Genomic DNA, 18,294 nt, shown 5'->3' on the forward strand with positions numbered 1-18,294 from the left:
TGGCCGTCGGTTGTTGGAGCGTTGATCTCAACGGGTGATCGCGTGATCTCGATGCTCAAGCCCTGGTCGCCTGCGACCGAAGAACTAAGTGTCAAGAGCCGCCACACCGGACAGCCGGTGCGCGACCAGCGAGCGGCTCCGGATCTCACCGAAGGGGAGCATCGAATGCTCGCTCGCATCCGCAAGTCCATCGACGAGAAGGACCAGGGCTTCACCCTGATCGAGCTCCTCGTCGTCATGATCATCATCGGCATCCTCGCCGCCATCGCCATCCCGGTCTTCCTGTCCCAGCGCGCGAAGGCCCGTGAGACCTCGGCCAAGTCCGACGTCTCGGTGATCGGCAAGGAGCTCGCCGCCTACTACGTCGACGCTTCCGGTGGCCTCACCGCCAGCTCCACCGCTGGCAACTGGAGCCTCAAGACGACCGCCACCCCGGCCGTCGAGGTCACCAAGGGCAAGCTCAGCTCGGGCAACAAGATCCTGCCCGTCTCCACCATCACGAGCTCTACCCAGTACTGCGTCGTCGTGCAGAGCGGCTGGGGCGACAACCTGTCCGCCACGAGCTCCAGCGACAAGGCGTGGAAGTTCACCCAGGACGGCCTCACCCAGGGCGAGACCTGCCCCTGATCCAGGTCAACCGCTGACTGGGCCGGGACCCCGTGTCCCGGCCCAGTCTTCGTAGGAGGCCAGTGATGGGAATCCCCAAGAACCTCAAAGACGACGGTTTCACGCTGGTTGAGCTGCTGGTCGTGGTGATCATCGTCGGCATCCTCGCCGCCATCGCGATCCCGGTCTTCCTCGGCCAGCGGCAGGCCGCACGGGACACCACGACGAAGCACGACGTCTCAGCGTGGGGGCACGAGGTGGCCGCCTACTACGTCGACGGCAAGGGGTCGCTGTCGACGCTCGACACGACCAGCCGCCCCGGCTACGTCCTGCTGAAGGACGACGCCACCGCCCCCTACGTGGTGACGCTCCGGCTCACCGCAGGCACCCAGGTGCCGGCCACCGCCGTAGTGAACGGGGGAGACCCAATCAACTGGTGCGTCGCCCTCACCAACTCCGACGGCAAGGTCAAGACGTTCCACTACAGCGGCAACGCGGGTCTTGGCCTCGGCGCCTGCTGACCCGACACAGACCGACGAACTCGGAGAAGACATGGACGAGCAGAAGGACCGGGACGAGGGTTTTTCCCTCCTCGAAACCGTGGTCGCCATGGTCATCTTCGGCATCATCGCGGCCTCCACCGCCGCTGTCCTCGTGCGAACGGTTGGGGGCGCCAGCGACAACCGCGCCCGTATCGCCGCGGCGAACGTGGCAGCCGCGGCCATGGATGCGACGCGGGACGCGACCCAGAACGCGACCGGGTACACCGCGCTGGCTACATCCGACCTGGACGACCAGACGGTCCAGGACCGCGTCTTCCACGTCTACCGCAGTGTCACACCGGTCACCGGCAACAACGCCGGGAGCGCGTGCACGAGTGGTGGCATCACCAACCAGAAGTACAAGAAGGTCACGATCCAGGTGACCTGGGACGACCGCCCCGCCACGATCAAGCCGGTGGTGAGCGACTCCCTCATCCAGAACCCCGGTGTCTCCTCCGACCCGACCAAGGGTGCGATCGGTGTGATCGTCACCGGCCCCGCCGGCAACGCCGAAGCCCAGGTCCCCGTCCAACTGAGCACCGGTCAGACCGTCCTGACCGACGCGTCCGGTTGTGCCTACTTCGATGGGCTCGCGCCCGCTCAGTACGGCATCACCGCGAGCTCCACGGGCTTCGTGAGCCTGGCCGGTCAGGCCACGGCCACGAGTTCCGCGGGTGTGCAGCAGGCGACGGCGACGACCGTGCAGCTGTCCTACGCGCGCGCGGCGACCGTCGGGCTGAGCTACGCCACCGTCCTCGCCGACGGCACCGTCGACACCAGCTACCAGTGGCCGGGGTCGTGGGCGTACACGCTGACCTCCGGTTCCTCGAGCCGCAGCGGGACCGCGACCACCTCGTCGGTGACCCCGATTCCTGGCCTCTACCCGTTCACCGCCGGCTACACGAGCTACCTCGGGACGGCCGCGTGCGGCAACGCCCCGGTGAACCCCTTCAACTTCGCGAGCCTCGAGGGCGACGCGTCGACGGTCACCATCCCGACCGGCGGCCTGACAATCAGGAACACTACGTCGTCGGCGGTCACCGTGACCCTCGCCAACGCCTCGAACTCCACCTGTCCTGCCCCCGCGCCGGTCTCGGTGCCCGCCGGAGGTCAGGCGAAGATCGCCGTTCCGTTCGGAAACTGGAAGGCGACACGTCCCGGACTGCTGGGCCTGTCGATCGCGTCGTCGCCCAGTTCCGTCACGCTGACCCAGGCCGCCCCCACTGCGACGTTGGGATTCTGACCATGATCTGGCCGAACAGGCAGCGCCGTGGTCGTCAGGAGGGGGACGAGGGTCTGACCCTCGTCGAACTCCTCATCTCGATGATCGTGGGCGGCATCGTCGTGACCCTCGTCGCCACGGTGACGTTGCAGGCCTTTCGGCTGCAGCGGGACACGCTCAGGCGTGAGCAGGACACGACAGCTGCATCACTGGCCATGGAGACCATCACTCGGGACGTACGACAGGCGCTCTCCACCCAGCCGAACAACACGACAGTGAACGCGTTCGCGACCAGCCTCCCGTCGTCCTTGACCGTGATCACCTGGGTGTCGAGCGACCCGGTCAAGGTCACCTACACCTTGGACAACGGGAACCTCACACGGTCCGTGAAGGTGGCCGACATGGTCGGTCAGGGGGTGGCCAGCACGTTCACCAACGCCTCGCCGGTGGCGACCACCACGACGCTCGTCGGGAACGTCACGGGGTCGGCCCTGTTCAAGTACACGCTGAAGGACGGCACATCCGCGGCGTCCTACACCGCGGCGAACGACCAGGCCTCGATCAGCGGGGTGCAGGTCACCCTGAGGGTCAACTCCGACGTCACAGGCAAGCTGCCCGGGACCATGCTCGTCAATTCCGTCGTCTGTCAGAACCTCTGAGGAGTGATCGTGATCCGCCGATTCGCTCGGGTGCACAACCCAGGCAGGACTGACGACGAGGGCTTTGCGCTCATGGGCGTCGTGATGTTCATGATGGTCATGCTCCTGGTCTGCTCGGTCGTCGTGGCCGCCGTGGTGCAGGGTGCGACCTTCCAGCGCAAGCAGCAGGACTGGAACGCCGCGTTGGCCGCCGCACAGGCCGGCGTGGACGACTACATCTCGCGCCTCAACACCAGCAACGGTGGGTACTACCAGTACAACGGGGTCACGACGATCGACCCCACCAACGGTGCGATGGGCACCAATCCAAACGGGTCGCTGAAGTACCAGAAGGTCTCCACCGACTCGGCGTCGTCCTTCCACTACACCGCCGATACGACCGCGTACGTCGGGTCGGCCAGCGTGTCGCAGACCGGCAACATCGTCGTCACGTCGACGGGACGGGTGGGCACGCGCGAGCGCACCCTCCGCTCAACCGTGGGTCGCAAGGGGTTCCTCGCCTACCTGTACTTCTCCGAGTACGAGACGGTGGACCCCGCACTGAAAACCCAGACGGACGTCTGCACGAACTGGTTGAACTCCCGGTCCGACGGACAGAAGCACCTCTACGACGGACGTCCGTCCTCGTGCACCGGCATCCAGTTCGCTTCGGACACCCTGGACGGCCCCGTCCACAGCAACGACACCATCCTCATCTGCAACAACGTGACCTTCAAGGGGCCCGTGACGACGGCTTCCCCGCTGGTCAGCGGCACGCGGTACTACCGCAACTACGACCCGAACTCGACCTGCACCACGAACCCTGCCCCGGTCTTCCAGGCGGGCGAACCGTCGAAGATCACCTCGATCCCGGTCCCAGACAGCAACCAGTCGCTGAAAGACGAGACAGCCGCCACCAGCAACCCGCGGGGCTGTCTTTACGTGGGTCCGACCACCATCACGCTCAACGGGAACACCATGTTCGTCCACTCGCCGTGGACGAAGAGTACCGCTTCCGGGTGCACGTTGGACCAGTGGATCACCATTCCGGCCAACGGAACCGTGTACGTTGACGACCGGCCGGCCAACGGTGTGGTGAGTGACCCCAACAGCTGGACCACCGCAACCGAAGGAACGGTCCGGAACCTCTGTGGGAGCGCGGGCAACCCCGTCGGCTACCCCGTCGCGGGCGAGGCGACCGGGTCCAGCGCCTACGCCTGGTCCAGGTACTCCTGCACGGACGGTGACGTGTTCATCCAAGAGCTCAACGGCCAGGCGGCCAACGGACTCGCGGGGCGTCTGACGGTCGGGTCGGCCGGCAGCATCTACATCACCGACAACCTCGACTACGCGTCCAACAACGCCATGCTCGGGCTCATCGCCAACAACAACGTCTGGTACTGGCACGGGTTGAGCTCTAGCGGCACCAACCTCAACCTGCCGGCAAAGACCTTCCCCACCCAGGCTGCGAAGAATGCGCCGCTCCAGAACCCGACAGTGTCCGCAGCGATGGTCGCTCTGAGCGCATCCATCGGCACGATGAACTCCGCCTACGGGGCGGGCCTGGGGACGCTCACCATCAAGGGCGCTCTCGCGCAGCTCTACCGAGGCGTCGTGCGCCAGGGAACCACGGGCTACGCGAAGAAGTACAGCTACGACAAGCGGCTGATCTACGACGCGCCACCGCACTTCCTGAACCCGCAAACGAGCACTTTCGTCACCAAGTTGTCGGCGGAGCTCCCCGGCTACGCACCGACGCAGTGAGGTGGTCCAACTGATGATCCTGACCACTGATCTCGCACTGCTCGCGGGCGCGGGCGCGGTCGTCGGGTTGCTCGTGGGGTCGTTCCTCAACGTGGTGATCCACCGGGTTCCGCTGGGACTCTCGGTGGTCAACCCACCGAGTGCATGTCCTCGCTGTGGGCACCGCATTCGGGCCCGGGAGAATGTCCCGGTCGTCTCGTGGTTGCTGCTGCGCGGTCGTTGCAGCGGTTGCCAGGGACGGATCAGCGCCCGCTACCCCGCGGTGGAGGCCGGGACGGGACTGCTCTTCGGAGCGGTCACCGCCCTGGTCGGACCCAGCTGGGAACTCCCGGCCTACCTCTACCTCAGTGCCCTCGTCGTGTGTCTGACGCTCATCGACCTCGACGTACGTCGGCTGCCGGACACCATCGTCAAACCGGCCTACCCGGTCACGTTGCTGCTGCTCCTCGTGCCCGCCTGGATCGGGGGCGAGTGGTCGTCCCTCTTCCGGGCCGCCATCGCGGGAGTCGTGCTCTGGGCGGTCTACGCCCTGCTCTTCCTCATCTGGCCCGGAGGGATGGGCCTGGGAGACGTGAAACTCGCTGGGGTTCTCGGAGCCTACTTGGGCTGGTGGGGCTGGTCGGCCCTGGCGGTCGGGGGGTTTGCGGCCTTCTTGCTGGGAGGTGTCGTCGGTGTCGCCCTGGTGGTCCGCGGCGCGGGACGCAAGACCAAGATCCCTTTCGGCCCCTACATGCTGGCCGGCGCCATGCTCGCGCTCTTCGTGGGCGCCCCCGTCGCGCAGTGGTACCTGAACCTCGTCGGTCTGCCCGCAGCGGGCTGAACCACACCTCCCACGGACATGCCACTTCCACGGATGTGTTCGTTGCGCCATCCGTGTGGCGGCTGGATTCGTCTGGCGTGGTCTGTCTCAAGATCTCCTTGCGCGACGCCGACGAACAGAAGGAACGAACTGCAGCGGTGAGCCGCAGTTCACGGCCCTACGGTCATCCATCGACCTGTGCAACGTGAGCCCGTCGGGCTCGGAACTAAGGAGGCGACGTGCCTGGACGGACCGCAATCGGTCTCGACATCGGAACGTCCGGTGTGCGCGCAGCCGAGCTGTCGTACGGACGCGGTGGGATCACCCTGGAGAAGTTCGGCCAGGTAGCCCTCCCGGACGGAGCGGTGCGAGACGGCGAGGTCATCGACCGCGCCCAGGTCGTGGAAGCGATCAAGACCCTGTGGAAGGGGAGCGGTTTCTCCTCCAAGAGCGTGGCCCTCGGGGTCGCCAACCAGCGGGTGGTCGTCCGCCAGGTCGACCTCCCGTTCATGCCTCCTTCGGAGCTGAAGAGCTCGCTCCCGCTGCACGTCCAGGACTACCTCCCGATGCCGGTCGACGACTGCGTCCTCGACTTCCACGTCACTGAGGAGGTGGCGGATGAGAACGGTCGGCGACTGCGCGGGCTGCTGGTCGCGGCCGCCCGAGACATGGTCGTGGGCAACGTGGACACCGTCCAGGCTGCGGGACTCCGCGTCTCCTCCGTGGACCTCACGTCCTTCGCCGTCCTGCGCAGCGTGGCCAAGGCGAGCTCCGAGGTCGCTACTGAAGCGCTCGTGGACATCGGCGCCCGGGTGTCGAACCTGGTCATCCACTCCGACGGGACGCCGCGCTTCGTGCGCGTGCTCTTGAGTGGTGGGCAGGACGTCACCGAGGCGATCTCCGAACGCCTCGGGGTTCCCACCGCGCTCGCCGAGGCCGTGAAACGCGGTGCCGAGACGGACCTGGGCGGTCAGAACCCCGCGCTCGTCTCGAGCGCGGTCGAGCTCATGCAAGAAGTCTTCGTCGATGAGATCCGCAGTTCGATCGACTACTACAGCGCTGCGAACGCGCAGTTCCCCGTCGAGCGGATCGTCCTGACGGGTGGCGGTTCTCTCCTGGCCGGCCTCGCCGACCGGTTGGCTGCCGTGACCCGACGCCCGGTCGTCCTCGGGAACCCGGTCGCCGGCCTGCACCTCGGCAACACCGGGCTGAACGACGACCAGCTCGCATCCGTCCAGCCCCTAGCCGCGGTCCCCGTCGGCCTTGCTCTAGGAGTCGTGCTGTGAGTTTCCAAACCCTGGAAGCAGTGGGAGTGCGGCAGCGGGTCGTTCGCGTCAACCTGCTCCCGACGGAGTTCGCCGACTCACGGCGCATCCGGCGCATCCGTTTCATGCTCGGAGCCGGGCTCGTTGTCGTCCTCGGCGCCTGCGGCGCGGCCGCGGTGATCTCCGGTCAGCACGTCGACGCGGCTCAGTCTGCCTTGTCGGCCGAACAGGCCAGGACGACTTCGCTGCAGGCGGAGCAGAACACTTACGCCGAGGTCCCCGAGGTCCAGACCGCTCTCGCGACCGCGCAGAGGGTCAAGAAGACGATCCAGGCGAACGACGTCGCGTGGTACTCCTACCTCGACAAGGTCGCCTCAGACACTCCCGACGGGGTCGCCCTGACGACGGTGTCTTTCGGGCTGGCCGACACCTCGACCAGCGGGACCGATACGACGTCCTCGAACCCCCTCGCCGTGACGGGCGTCGGCACCGGGACGTTCACCGGCCAGGCGACATCGCTGAACCTGGTGTCGGACTGGCTCGACCAGATGGCCGAGGTGCCTGGCTTCGCCGGCGTCACGCTGTCCAACAACGCTCAGGACCCCGTCAGCGGGGTCATGACCTTCAATGCGACGGTGGCTCTCACCGCTGACGCACTGACTTCCTCGCAGTGATCGTCGAGACGAACGGAGGTAGCACGAGATGAACAAGTCGCAGAACACTGTGTGGATCGCGGGCGCCGGCGTCCTCGCCGCACTGATCGTGATCGCCACGTACTTCCTGGCGGTGGCGCCGCAACGCTCCGAGGCGGCCGACCTGGCGACGCAGCGGGTCTCCGTCGCGGAGACCAACGCTGGCATTGCCCAGCGCACCGAGGAGCTGAAGTCGGAGTTCCAAACCCTGGACGAGAAGAAGAACGAACTCGCAGCCATCCAGGCAACGCTGCCCAAGGCGGCGGAGGTCCCCGACCTCTTGCGCCAGCTCGCGTCCTTTGGTGAAACCTCTGGTGTGAACATCGAGCAGATCACCCCGGGGACCCCTGAGCAGTTCAACGCCACCGCAGACGCGACGACCGACGCTAACAGCGGGATCGTCGCGATTCCGCTCGTGCTCGGCGTGAAGGGGACCTTCCCCGAGGTCGAGCTCTACGTGAAGACCCTTCAGGCCGACTTGACCCGCGACCTGTTCATCGAGGATCTCACCGTCGCGACGGCCGCCGAAGCCGGCGCCACCGACGGTGTCACGGCGACGATTTCCGGCAGGATCTTCGTTCTGCCTGACGCCGCTGACGCGGGAACCTCCACGGGTTCTACCGAGACGACGGGGACTGCCGAGACCGGGACGCCGACCACGACGTCGGGGACTGCTAGCACGGGGACGGTGAGCTGATGAGCGACGAGACGCAGAGCGACGAGTTCGGCAACGGGAACCACTTCGCCGATCTCGGTGCCTACGACGACCTGGTCCGGGTTCCCGTTCGATCCTCGCGGCAGGTGGCCATCGTGGCTGCCGCCGGGATCCTCATCCTCGGTGGTGTCGCTGGAGGGTTCCTGTTCGTCAGCAGCAACCCCGGTGGGGACAGCGCCAGCGCAGCGGTCCCGGGTCTCACGACGAGCACCAGTTCGCCCTCGACCGCGGCGCCGACCACGTCGGCGAACATCCCGCTGGTCGGCAAGGACGTCTTCGTCCCCATCACCGGCAACGCCGCTGAGACCACTACCTCGACCGGTCAGACCGCAGCGGCGGAAACGTCCGTCGCGCGCTCCTCCACCTCGGTGGCGGCTAACACAGGCCCCTCGGTGGCGGTGAGCACAGGGCGTACCACGTCCACCAGCGCGGCGGGCGGCAAGTCCTCTGCGGGCAGCACGAAGACCACGGCGCCGTCCGCGTCCACCACGACCGGCACGGTTCCGTCCGCGATCCCGACGCACTCCACGGCTCCCACCTGGGAGCAGCCGTCGGTCGGTTTCGTCACGGGGACCGATGCGTACGGCATCTTCACGGTCGACGGTGAGCAGGTCCGGGTGGCCAAGGGCACCTTGATCTACCCGCTGTCCGTCCGCTACCAGGGCATCGTCGTAGAGACGACGGCCACTGCGACCGCCACAGCAACGGCGACGAGCACCGAGGACACCAGCGTCCTGGGGGTGTTCACGTCGGAGAACAACAGTTCGACGGGGTGGCTGGTCCCGTCCGACACCGGCGCTCCCACGGAGCTGCCCGCGACCGCGCTGGGAACGACGCACGGTCAGGTTCGCCTGGGGGGTGTCCTGCGCGACAAGTTCTGGCTCCGTGTGGACCGCAACGACGACGTCCTCCTCGCCGCGGGTACGGCCGTCGACGGCACGGGCCTCACCTTCGCGGGTGCGGTGGACACGCGCGTCCCTTCTGCCAGCGCGTTCTTCACCGACGCGGCTGGCATCGTCTACTTCGGATCGATGGGGGAAGGAGACTCCGATGGCGTTCTCTACTGACACGAGTCGTCGAGCTGCTGTCATCGGCGTGCTCGCTGCCACGATGGTGGCCGGCTCGGCCCTTTCGGCGGCGGCCGGGACCCCGGTGGTCGCGCACCGCACGTATGGTTCCGACCGGTACGCGACGGCAGCGTTCCTGGAGGACTACTCCAACCGCACGACGGCCTACATCGTCACTGGCGAGAAGTTCGCCGACGGCGTCACGGCCGGCGCGGTCGCCGGCCGAGCGGGCTCCAACCTGTTCCTGAGCCCGAAGGGCCAGTTGCCGGAGGGCGTCCGCAAGGTCATCGGCTACTACTCCAACGTGGTGGTGGTCGGCGACAAGAACTCGGTGAGCGCCGACGTCGTCACGTGGCTGCAGCAGAACACGCGTGCCCACCTCAGTCGCGTCGGCGGGTTCGACCGGTACGACACGGCGGCCGAGCTGTCGGCGTCAGAGTTCACCGCAGGTGTTTCGACCGTCTTCGTGACGACCGGGGCGAACTACGCCGACGCGCTGGCGGCCTCGGCCGCGGCCGTGAAGCTGGGCGCACCCATCCTCACCGTGCCGGGTACGAGCATCCCGGACAGCACGCGTGCCGAGCTGGCGCGGCTCAAGGCGAAGAACGTCGTCGTGCTCGGTGACGAGAATGCAGTGTCGGAGACGGTGGCTTCCGACCTCAAGCAGTACGCGACGGGCACCGTGGAGCGCATCGCCGGCGTCGACCGGTACGACACCGCGGTGAAGCTGAGCCAGAAGTACTTCGCTCCTGGCGTGGCCTTCGTCCAGTTGGCGGCAGGCACCAGCTGGCCGGACGCCATCGCGGCCGGGGCCAACGCAGGTCGTAGTTCGTCGCCGCTGCTGCTCACCCCCCAGTACTGCATCCCCCAGTCGGTGAACCTCGAGATCGAGCGGTTGCGGACCAACGACCTCCAGGCCATCGGTGGGAACGGCTCGTACTCGACGGTGGCCGCCAAGCGCACCGACTGCGAAGCCGGCGTGAAGACCTACCTGGACGAGCTCGCGGCGCCCACGGGCAACGCGAAGTTCCTCGGCTCCAACGTCACCCTCACGGGCCGCTTCTACCCCAGGACCGTCGCGTTCTCGACCTACGCCCCGACGAACTCCTCGCAGGAGCTGCCCAACGGGGAGTACCGCACCTGGCACCTCGGGGTGAAGTACTCGCGCTTCACGACGGTGGCCGGTGTGGCCGACGGCACCACGTCGGGTCTGCAGTCCACCGTCCAGGTCTTCGGTGACGAGCGCCTCCTCGGCACCTACCAGGTCTCGGCGGGGAAGACGGCGGCGGTCGACCTCGACGTCCGGGGGGTCGACAACCTCAAGATCGTCACGACCTCCTCCGCCCGCACCACCTCGACCGAGGGTGACGCCACGGTGTTCTTCGGAGATGCAGCCGTCAACTGAGGTCAGGACGAGGAGAGCCCGCACCCCACCGGGGTGCGGGCTCTCCTCGTCCTCCGCCGTACGATGCCGGGGCCCGACCGCCCAGCCGTCCTCAGGAGCCCGTCCGTGATCGTCCTCGTCGGCTTCATGGGTGCCGGCAAGACGACCGTGGGTCGCCTCCTCGCCGACCGGCTCGGCCTCCCCTTCGTCGACACCGACCTCGTCGTCGAGGAGCGGGAAGGGCGCCCCGTGCCGGAGATCTTCGCCACCGACGGTGAGACGACCTTCCGCGACCTGGAACAGGCCGCGGTCGCGGACGTCCTCGGCGGCCCCGAGGCCGTCGTCTCCCTCGGAGGCGGAGCCTGCGGACGGGAGGGGACCCGGGGGATCCTGCGCGGTCACACCGTCGTCCACCTCGACGTCTCCCTCGCCGGGGCCAGGGAGCGGACCGCGGCCGACCCCCACCGGCCGATGCTGCACCGGCCCGGCCTCGAGGACCTGCACGCCGCACGGCGCGTGGTCTTCGAGGACCTCGCGGACGTCAGTGTCGTCACCGACGGACGGCGGGCCGAGGCCGTGACTCTCGAGGTCCTCGACGGCGTCACCGGGCACGACGGCCTGCTCGTCACCCCACCCGACGGGACGTCTCGGGTGCTGGTCCGCCCGGGTGTCCTGGGCGAGATCGGTGGGCTGCTCCCCGCCACGGCCCGGGTGCTGATCGTGGCCCGGGCCGGCGATCCTGCCCTCCCGACGATCCTCGCCGGTCTCGGCCGCCCCGGAGTGGTGGTCGAACTCCCGCCCGGTCCCGTCAGGACGCTCGCGACGTACGGGCTGCTCGCCGGCCGGGCGGTGGAGTTCGCGCTGCACCCCGACGACCTCGTCCTCGCCGTGGGCGACGCGGCCGTGGTCGACGTCGCGGGGTTCCTCGCTGCGACCTACCGTCGCGGCGTGCGGTGGGCGGTCGTCCCGCGTTCGCTGGAAGCTCTCGTCGACTCCTCGATCGGAGGGGAGATCGGCCTCGACCTGCCGCAGGCCCCGGACGTCCTCGGTGCGATCCACCACCCCGTCGCTGTCTTCGACGATCCCGTCGGCGTCTCCCCGGAGACCGACCCCCGGTTCGCAGCGGGGTTGGCGCAGGCGATCAAGACCGCACTCGTCGCCGACCCGGCCGACCTCGACCTGCTGGTGCGGGAAGCCCCGGACGTCCTCGCCGGCCGGCCTGAGGCCGTGGCAGCGGTGATCCGTCGTGCGGTCGCGACCAAGGCCCGGATCGTCACCGCGGGCGGGAGAGAGACCCGGAGGCAGCTGAACTACGGGTGCACGTTCTCCCGTGCCTTCGAGCAGGTCCTCGACGACGACGTCGGTGCGCTGCCGTTGGGCCTGATGGCCGCGGCGCACCTGGCCCGGCGGCTCGGGATGTTGGACGACGCCGGGGTGGAACTCCACCGCCGCGTCCTGCGGGCCCTCGGGCTTCCCACGTCGGCGCGGTTCGAGCTGCCCCGACTGGAAACGTTCTGGTTGCGGGACAGGACTTCTCGGAACGACGTCCGGTTTGTGCTGCTGCGCGGCCCGGGCCGGCCCGAGGCGGGGGTCCCCGCCGACCACGACGCGCTCACCGGCGCGCTCGACGACCTCGCGGAGGACAGATGACCACGACACAGCCCGTTCGCATCACGGTGCCCGGCGACGCTCCCTACGACGTCCTCATCGGACGCGGGTTGCTGGGTGAACTCCGCGGCCTGCTCGGCCCCAAGGTCGCAAAGGTCCTCGTCGTCCACCCGCGCGCCCTGCGCAGCACCGGAGAGGCCGTTCGTGACGACCTCGTGGGGCAGGGCCTCGAGGCGATCCTCGCCGAGGTCCCCGACGGCGAGGAGGCGAAGTCCGCCGAGGTCGCGGCGTTCTGCTGGACGGTGCTGGGGCAGTCCGACTTCACCCGCTCCGACGCCGTCGTCGGTGTCGGCGGGGGAGCGGTCACCGACCTCGCGGGGTTCGTCGCCGCGACCTGGTTGCGCGGGGTCCGCGTGGTGCAGGTGCCGACGACGTTGCTGGCCATGGTGGACGCGGCGGTCGGAGGCAAGACGGGGATCAACACCGCCGAAGGCAAGAACCTCGTCGGTTCGTTCCACCCGCCGGCCGGGGTGCTGTGCGACCTCGACGCCCTCGACACGCTGCCCGCTCATGACCTGCGGGCCGGGCTGGCCGAGGTCGTCAAGTGCGGTTTCATCGCCGACCCGCGGATCCTCGAACTGCTCGAGACCGACGTCGACGCGGCGACCGATCCGCGCTCACCGGTGCTCGCGGAACTCGTCGAGCGCGCGGTGCGGGTCAAGGCCCGCGTCGTGGGGGAGGACCTGAAGGAGTCCGACCTGCGCGAGATCCTGAACTACGGTCACACCTTCGCCCACGCGGTGGAACTCGTCGAGCGATACCAGTGGCGCCACGGTGCGGCGGTGAGCGTCGGCCTGGTCTACGTCGCCGAACTCGCACGGATGGCAGGCCGGTTGTCCGACGCCGACGCCGACCGCCACCGGGCGGTGCTCACGTCCCTGGGGTTGCCGACGACTTACCGCGGTGACCGCTGGCCCCAGCTGCTCGACGCGATGAAGCGGGACAAGAAGGCACGTGGCGCGGTGCTGCGTTTCGTGGTCCTGGACGGGATCGGCAGGCCCTCGCGACTCGAAGGTCCGGACCCGGCGATGCTGCAGGCCGCGTACGCGGAGATCAGCGCCGGTTGAGCTCCCTGGTCGGACTCAGCCGCAGGCCTTGTCGGAGACGCCCTGAGCCGGGGTGTAGTAGAGGACGACGTCCCCGGTGACGGACCTGCCCCGGAGGCAGTAGCCGACGGCCGTGACCCCGACCACGGTGACCTGACTGACCGTCTTCGGCATGCTCAGGGCGTCGAAGTCGCTGCCGTAGCTCCCGTTGAGCTTGAAGTAGCTGGTCTGCCCGGCGGCAACGCCCGCGAGGTCGGCGCTGACGGCTTGGATTTCCTTGGCGTGCACCTTCTCCATGACGACGGGGTATCCGTACTTCGCGCCGATCGCCCCCAGGGTGAGCACCACGGCCCAGGTCAGGAGCGTCGTGACCGGGTTGCGACCGACCCGCCGGGGAACCGCCTCGGTCCGCGGCACTTCGAACGGGCGGTTGTTCCCGGGGTTGAACACGGGAGCCCGGGGTGCGTAGAAGTCGTCGCCACCGGTAGGTGCGTTGTTCATCGCGGGTCCCTTCGTGTTGCTGCGGGCGCGCTTCTCGCGTGGCCCGAGGACTGCATCGACCGTTCCCCCGCCGATCTCCAGTTCCACGCCGGGAGGTCACCCGTCGGCACTAGCCGCAGGAAGTACCGCTGAACCCGCGGGCGGGGGAGTAGAAGACCGCCGACCTCGTCCCCGGGTCGTAGGCCCCCACGCAGAAGCTGCCCGCGTCCGCCTGCACGATGGCCAGGTCGTCGTCGTGCCCTGCGAGGCCGAGATCGGCGAGCTGTGTCGTGTAGCCGCCGTGCGCGGCCCTCCAGGCGTCCTGCGCGGTCGCCACCTGCTGCAACTGCTCCCGCAGGTCCGTCGCGGCGCTGGAGGCCCGGTCGTCGAGGACGACGGGGAGGGTGACGGCGCTCGCCAGCCCGAGCACGAGCAGCACCCCGGCGCCCACGACGACGGCGCGGTGCGGTCGTCGACCCGGGCGCGGGGAGTCGGGACGGGTGGGGGTCTCCACGGACAGGCTCACACGCGGTCTCCTCTCCCTGGTCCGACGTCGGCGGTGGTCGCTCGAGCGTTGCCCAGGAGTGATCGGGCGGGGTGTCCGCGTGACTGAGGTCCGGAGCCTCCGGGCCACCCGGACGCGCAGCCCCCTCCACCGTCCGGCCCAACGGGCGCTCCCGCAGGCTGGGCGCAGGGTGATCGCTGGGACACCCGGACGCCACCCGTGCGGACGGGACGGGGGCCGTGCGCTCGGTAGGATGCATCAGCTACACCCGCGCCCGTTCCCGGTCGCCGGGTGATCGACGGACAACGAGATGGACTGAGAGACGACGTGGCATCGACGAACGACCTGAAGAACGGCACCGTGCTGAACCTCGACGGCAACCTCTGGGCCGTGGTCGAGTTCCAGCACGTGAAGCCCGGCAAGGGCGGGGCCTTCGTCCGGACCAAGCTCAAGAACGTCCTCTCCGGCAAGGTCGTGGACCGCACCTTCAACGCCGGCTCCAAGGTGGAGACCGCGACGGTCGACAAGCGCGACATGCAGTACCTGTACAAGGACGGCGAAGACTTCGTCTTCATGGACTCCGCCACCTACGACCAGCTCTACGTCAGCGCGACCACCGTCGGTGACGCCGCCAACTACATGCTCGAGTCCACCGAGGCCATGGTCGCGACGCACGAGGGCACCCCCCTCTACGTCGAGCTGCCGGCGTCGGTCGTCCTCGAGATCACCTACACCGAGCCCGGCCTGCAGGGTGACCGCTCCACCGGTGGCACCAAGCCCGCGACGGTCGAGACGGGCTATGAGATCCAGGTCCCGCTGTTCCTCGAGACCGGCACCAAGGTCAAGGTGGACACCCGCTCGGGCGACTACCTCGGCCGCGTCAACGACTGATGGCTGCCCGCCGCAAGGCACGCACACGCGCGCTGGAGGTCCTCTTCGAGGCCGACCAGCGCGGGCTGGCACCCCTCGACGTCCTCAAGGACAAGATCGTCCGCGCCGACCCACCCGTCGGCGAGTACGCCGTCACCCTCGTCGAGGGCGTCGTCGCCCAGCAGGCCCGCATCGACGAGATCCTCTCGACGTACTCGATGGGCTGGACGATCGACCGGATGCCGGCCGTCGACCGCGCGATGCTCCGCATCGGGGTCTGGGAGATCCTGCACGCCCCCGACGTCCCCGACCACGTGGCCGTCAGCGAGGCCGTGGAGATCGCGCAGGACCTCTCGACGGACGAGTCCCCGAAGTTCGTGAACGGGCTCCTGGCCCGCATCGCCGAGCTCAAGGAGACCCTCTCCGCCTGAGTCGGTGGGCGTGCTGGTGGGGGATCGTTGCCTCCCCGATGACGTGGAGCGTCATCGGGGAGGCAACGATCCCCCTCCGCGTCAGCCGACCCGTCGGGCGGCGACAGCGAGGGTCGCGCCCAGTTGCCGGAGGAACCCGTCCAGGTCGGCGAGGACGTCGGCGGGGGCGATGGAGACGAGCAGGATCCCGGTTTCCGCGTAGGCCCGCTGCTTCGCCTGGGTACGCCGGATGTCGTGGGGCGTCGAGTGCCAACGGATCCCGTCGACCTCGAGTGCGACGCCGAGCTCAGGCCAGTACGCGTCGGCCTCGCCGACGACCAGACCGTTCACGACCACCGTCTCGTTCCAGAGCGGCTGCGGCAGGCCGGCCGCCGAGATCGCACGGAGGACGGTCGCCTCCGCGGTGCTCCTGACCCCGGCCGACACCTCGCTCAGGACGAGACGGGCGTCTGCGGTGCGTTGCGTCGGTCCGTCGAGGACCTCGTCCCTCAACTCCTCCACCGTGCAGCGCCGCTGGTGCAGGGTGGCGCCGAAGATCTCGCGGATGCGCTCGAGGTCGGCGCCGTGCCGGGCGGCGTCAGCAGCGGCTCGCGCGGGAGGAACGACGGGGAGGCCGCGCCGCACGCTGGTGGTGGCCTCGCGCTGGGTGCGTTCGACGGTGACGAATCCCGTGGACAGGCGTTTCCGGGTCCACGGGATGAGCACGAGGATCTGGCCCCCGATGGCGATCCGATCGCCGGTGACGCCCAGGACCTCGAGCGCGTGCTCTCCGCTCAGGACCGCAGCCGGACCGCAGTAGGCCAGGGCGCCGAGGCGTCGCTGACGCCGCGACAGCGTGCCGCGGTGGCCGGCGACGACGCCGGGGAGGACACGCTGCCAGGGGCCCCTGCTCGCCCACCGCGCGATGGTCTTGATCGGCATCCCCAACGCCCTCAGCTGCGCGTGCGTCGCGATGCGGTCGTTCTCCCGGAGGAGCGCTTCGACAGCGTCCGGGTCGAAAGTCCGTCGAGTCATGCCGAGGATGTTCGGGCGGCGCGGTGGCCCACGTGTCGTCCTGCGGTGCCGGGTGTGGACGGCCGGGTGCTCGGGGCGGCTGTGGAGACGGCGCCGTCAGCCCTCCGGTGGGATCGTTGCCTCCCCGGTGACGTCTAGTGGCCTCGGGGAGGCAACGATCCCACCCCCGAGGCGCCGACAACGCCGAACGGCCCGGCCCCCACGGGGGGACCGGGCCGTTCGGCGTTCGGGTGGGATCAGCCGTGCTCGACGGCGCGACGCGCGTCGGCGTTGAGCACGCCCCAGGCGATGAACTCGTCGCACAACGTCGTCGCGGGGACGTCGTAGATGACGGCGAGGGTGCGGAGGTCGTCGGCGCGGATCGAGAGGACCCGGCCGTTGTAGTCGCCACGCTGGGACTGGATGGTCTTCGCGTAGCGGTCGAGGGGGCCGGCCTTCTCGGCGGGGACCTCCTGGAGACGCTCGAGGTCGAGCACGAGCCGCGGCGGCGGCTCGGAGCTGCCCTGCGGGGCGCCTTCGGGAAGCAGGGCCGAGACGGGGACTCCGTAGAAGTCCGCGAGTTCTGCCAGTCGCTGGACGGTCACTGCACGGTCGCCACGTTCGTAAGAACCGACGACGACAGCCTTCCACCGTCCCTCGGACTTCTCTTCGACGCCGTGCAGGGACAGACCCTGTTGAGTACGGATGGCGCGAAGGCGCGATCCGAGTGCGCGGGAGTAGTCCGATGCCATACGAGAATCGTCACGGAGCGTGAACGTCTTCGTCAAGCTGACCTGCCGTTTCCCACCCTGTTCTCAGAGATTCACCACTCTCTCGGCACTCCAGCCATTACTCTGTGTGAGCGTTTGACCCCGCAACGACAGCTCTCGGGAGTCGAGGCGCCCCCGCACGAGGACACCAGCCTGCTCCTGTAAGGTCCCCGGTGACCAGCACCCACCGTCACGACGAGGTGGGGAGCCGGTGAAGACGTCCTTTAAGGATCCGTCCAGTGAGGCGGGGAAGGAGGTCGCAGTGAGCGCTGCCCATGACCAGGCAGACCCGTCCGCGCAGGGCAGGGTGCTCCTCGAAGGAGCCGACATCTCCCGTGCCGTGTCGCGCATCGCGCACGAGCTGCTGGAGACCAACCGGGGTGCGGACGATCTCGTCCTGCTCGGCATCCCCACCCGCGGGGTCCCCCTCGCGAAGCGACTGGCGGCCAGGCTGGCCGAGGTCGAGGGACGCACCGTCCCGACCGGCTCCCTCGACGTGACGATGTACCGCGACGACCTGCGCCGCCACCCCACCCGCGAGCTGCTCCCCACGGAGCTGCCGGCCGGCGGGATCGACGACAAGGTCGTGGTCCTCGTCGACGACGTCCTCTACTCCGGGCGGACCATCCGCGCCGCCCTCGACGCCCTGAACGACCTCGGCCGCCCCCGTGCGGTCCGGCTCGCCGTCCTCGTCGACCGCGGTCACCGCGAGCTGCCGATCCGCGCCGACCACGTCGGCAAGAACCTCCCGACCTCCTCCACCGAGCGCGTCAGCGTCCTGCTGAGCGAGCTCGACGGCCGCGACGCGGTCATGATCACGGGAGGCCCCCAGTGACC

20 protein-coding genes are annotated in these 18,294 nt (G+C 68.8%); 16 read left to right on the forward strand and 4 right to left on the reverse strand.

Features of this window, described 5'->3' with window-relative positions:
* Positions 1 to 165: 165 nt before the first annotated feature.
* From ACFQ46_RS00760 to aroB, 13 genes are all read left to right on the forward strand, one after another.
* Positions 166 to 627 (forward strand): type II secretion system protein, encoded by a 462-nt coding sequence (locus tag ACFQ46_RS00760; protein WP_380256231.1) that lies wholly within the window; start codon positions 166 to 168, stop codon positions 625 to 627.
* A 65-nt stretch (positions 628 to 692) separates the two neighbouring features.
* Positions 693 to 1,127 (forward strand): prepilin-type N-terminal cleavage/methylation domain-containing protein, encoded by a 435-nt coding sequence (locus ACFQ46_RS00765; protein ID WP_380256233.1) that lies wholly within the window; start codon positions 693 to 695, stop codon positions 1,125 to 1,127.
* A gap of 31 nt (positions 1,128 to 1,158) precedes the next feature.
* A complete protein-coding gene (locus ACFQ46_RS00770; RefSeq protein ID WP_380256235.1) occupies positions 1,159 to 2,391 on the forward strand; it encodes a type II secretion system protein J in 1,233 nt (410 codons plus the stop codon).
* A gap of 101 nt (positions 2,392 to 2,492) precedes the next feature.
* Positions 2,493 to 3,029 carry a type II secretion system protein J gene (locus tag ACFQ46_RS00775; RefSeq protein ID WP_380256237.1) on the forward strand — a complete coding sequence of 179 codons (537 nt, stop codon included), beginning with the start codon at positions 2,493 to 2,495 and terminating at the stop codon, positions 3,027 to 3,029.
* A 3-nt stretch (positions 3,030 to 3,032) separates the two neighbouring features.
* On the forward strand, positions 3,033 to 4,772 hold the full coding sequence (locus ACFQ46_RS00780; RefSeq protein WP_380256239.1) for a hypothetical protein: 1,740 nt from the start codon (positions 3,033 to 3,035) through the stop codon (positions 4,770 to 4,772).
* A 13-nt stretch (positions 4,773 to 4,785) separates the two neighbouring features.
* Positions 4,786 to 5,592 carry a prepilin peptidase gene (locus ACFQ46_RS00785; RefSeq protein WP_380256241.1) on the forward strand — a complete coding sequence of 269 codons (807 nt, stop codon included), beginning with the start codon at positions 4,786 to 4,788 and terminating at the stop codon, positions 5,590 to 5,592.
* Positions 5,593 to 5,810: 218 nt separating this feature from the next.
* Positions 5,811 to 6,857 (forward strand): type IV pilus assembly protein PilM, encoded by a 1,047-nt coding sequence (pilM, locus tag ACFQ46_RS00790; RefSeq protein ID WP_380256243.1) that lies wholly within the window; start codon positions 5,811 to 5,813, stop codon positions 6,855 to 6,857.
* 26 nt (positions 6,858 to 6,883) lie between these two features.
* Complete coding sequence (locus tag ACFQ46_RS00795) at positions 6,884 to 7,510, forward strand: PilN domain-containing protein (protein ID WP_380256245.1); 627 nt, start codon at positions 6,884 to 6,886, stop codon at positions 7,508 to 7,510.
* A gap of 28 nt (positions 7,511 to 7,538) precedes the next feature.
* Positions 7,539 to 8,225, forward strand: a complete 687-nt coding sequence (gene pilO, locus ACFQ46_RS00800) for a type 4a pilus biogenesis protein PilO (RefSeq protein WP_380256247.1) — start codon at positions 7,539 to 7,541, stop codon at positions 8,223 to 8,225.
* Positions 8,225 to 9,310, forward strand: coding sequence for a hypothetical protein (locus tag ACFQ46_RS00805; protein ID WP_380256249.1), 1,086 nt, complete (start codon positions 8,225 to 8,227; stop codon positions 9,308 to 9,310). Before pilO ends, ACFQ46_RS00805 begins: the two co-directional genes overlap by 1 nt.
* The gene (locus ACFQ46_RS00810; protein WP_380256251.1) at positions 9,294 to 10,715 is read left to right on the forward strand and encodes a cell wall-binding repeat-containing protein; all 1,422 of its coding nucleotides are present in this window, start codon (positions 9,294 to 9,296) and stop codon (positions 10,713 to 10,715) included. Before ACFQ46_RS00805 ends, ACFQ46_RS00810 begins: the two co-directional genes overlap by 17 nt.
* Positions 10,716 to 10,820: 105 nt before the next feature.
* Entirely contained in the window at positions 10,821 to 12,344 is a 1,524-nt protein-coding gene (locus ACFQ46_RS00815) for a shikimate kinase (protein ID WP_380256253.1), read from the forward strand.
* Positions 12,341 to 13,429, forward strand: a complete 1,089-nt coding sequence (aroB, locus tag ACFQ46_RS00820; protein ID WP_380256255.1) for a 3-dehydroquinate synthase — start codon at positions 12,341 to 12,343, stop codon at positions 13,427 to 13,429. Before ACFQ46_RS00815 ends, aroB begins: the two co-directional genes overlap by 4 nt.
* A 15-nt stretch (positions 13,430 to 13,444) precedes the next feature.
* On the opposite strand, the gene ACFQ46_RS00825 is transcribed toward aroB, so the two are convergent.
* Together ACFQ46_RS00825 and ACFQ46_RS00830 are read right to left on the reverse strand one after the other, a co-directional pair.
* On the reverse strand, positions 13,445 to 13,909 hold the full coding sequence (locus tag ACFQ46_RS00825; protein WP_380256257.1) for a hypothetical protein: 465 nt from the start codon (positions 13,907 to 13,909) through the stop codon (positions 13,445 to 13,447).
* Between the two features lie 109 nt (positions 13,910 to 14,018).
* Complete coding sequence (locus tag ACFQ46_RS00830) at positions 14,019 to 14,414, reverse strand: hypothetical protein (RefSeq protein ID WP_380256259.1); 396 nt, start codon at positions 14,412 to 14,414, stop codon at positions 14,019 to 14,021.
* A gap of 306 nt (positions 14,415 to 14,720) precedes the next feature.
* On the opposite strand from ACFQ46_RS00830, the gene efp reads away from it, so the two are divergent.
* Positions 14,721 to 15,284, forward strand: a complete 564-nt coding sequence (gene efp / locus ACFQ46_RS00835; RefSeq protein WP_380256261.1) for an elongation factor P — start codon at positions 14,721 to 14,723, stop codon at positions 15,282 to 15,284.
* Positions 15,284 to 15,694, forward strand: coding sequence for a transcription antitermination factor NusB (gene nusB, locus ACFQ46_RS00840; protein ID WP_328295909.1), 411 nt, complete (start codon positions 15,284 to 15,286; stop codon positions 15,692 to 15,694). The genes efp and nusB overlap by 1 nt, the downstream gene beginning before the upstream one ends.
* An 81-nt stretch (positions 15,695 to 15,775) precedes the next feature.
* On the opposite strand, the gene ACFQ46_RS00845 is transcribed toward nusB, so the two are convergent.
* Together ACFQ46_RS00845 and ACFQ46_RS00850 are read right to left on the reverse strand one after the other, a co-directional pair.
* On the reverse strand, positions 15,776 to 16,708 hold the full coding sequence (locus ACFQ46_RS00845; protein ID WP_380256263.1) for a hypothetical protein: 933 nt from the start codon (positions 16,706 to 16,708) through the stop codon (positions 15,776 to 15,778).
* Positions 16,709 to 16,944: 236 nt separating this feature from the next.
* Positions 16,945 to 17,439: a transcriptional regulator gene (locus ACFQ46_RS00850; RefSeq protein ID WP_106206055.1), complete on the reverse strand. Its 495-nt coding sequence runs from the start codon at positions 17,437 to 17,439 to the stop codon at positions 16,945 to 16,947.
* Between the two features lie 280 nt (positions 17,440 to 17,719).
* On the opposite strand from ACFQ46_RS00850, the gene pyrR reads away from it, so the two are divergent.
* Positions 17,720 to 18,292, forward strand: a complete 573-nt coding sequence (pyrR, locus tag ACFQ46_RS00855) for a bifunctional pyr operon transcriptional regulator/uracil phosphoribosyltransferase PyrR (protein WP_380256265.1) — start codon at positions 17,720 to 17,722, stop codon at positions 18,290 to 18,292.
* The last annotated feature ends 2 nt before the right edge of the window (positions 18,293 to 18,294 follow it).

This window comes from Kineococcus sp. GCM10028916 (assembly GCF_042674865.1).
Lineage (GTDB): Bacteria > Actinomycetota > Actinomycetes > Actinomycetales > Kineococcaceae > Kineococcus.

Bases quoted from the DNA above. Each gene is read 5' to 3' on its own strand.
- ACFQ46_RS00760 (WP_380256231.1), top strand. From the start codon at position 166: ATGCTCGCTCGCATCCGCAAGTCCATCGACGAGAAGGACCAGGGCTTC.
- ACFQ46_RS00765 (WP_380256233.1), top strand. From the start codon at position 693: ATGGGAATCCCCAAGAACCTCAAAGACGACGGTTTCACGCTGGTTGAG.
- ACFQ46_RS00770 (WP_380256235.1), top strand. From the start codon at position 1,159: ATGGACGAGCAGAAGGACCGGGACGAGGGTTTTTCCCTCCTCGAAACC.
- ACFQ46_RS00785 (WP_380256241.1), top strand. From the start codon at position 4,786: ATGATCCTGACCACTGATCTCGCACTGCTCGCGGGCGCGGGCGCGGTC.
- pilO (WP_380256247.1), top strand. From the start codon at position 7,539: ATGAACAAGTCGCAGAACACTGTGTGGATCGCGGGCGCCGGCGTCCTC.
- ACFQ46_RS00805 (WP_380256249.1), top strand. From the start codon at position 8,225: ATGAGCGACGAGACGCAGAGCGACGAGTTCGGCAACGGGAACCACTTC.
- ACFQ46_RS00810 (WP_380256251.1), top strand. From the start codon at position 9,294: ATGGCGTTCTCTACTGACACGAGTCGTCGAGCTGCTGTCATCGGCGTG.
- aroB (WP_380256255.1), top strand. From the start codon at position 12,341: ATGACCACGACACAGCCCGTTCGCATCACGGTGCCCGGCGACGCTCCC.
- ACFQ46_RS00825 (WP_380256257.1), bottom strand. From the start codon at position 13,909: ATGAACAACGCACCTACCGGTGGCGACGACTTCTACGCACCCCGGGCT.
- nusB (WP_328295909.1), top strand. From the start codon at position 15,284: ATGGCTGCCCGCCGCAAGGCACGCACACGCGCGCTGGAGGTCCTCTTC.
- ACFQ46_RS00845 (WP_380256263.1), bottom strand. From the start codon at position 16,708: ATGACTCGACGGACTTTCGACCCGGACGCTGTCGAAGCGCTCCTCCGG.
- ACFQ46_RS00850 (WP_106206055.1), bottom strand. From the start codon at position 17,439: ATGGCATCGGACTACTCCCGCGCACTCGGATCGCGCCTTCGCGCCATC.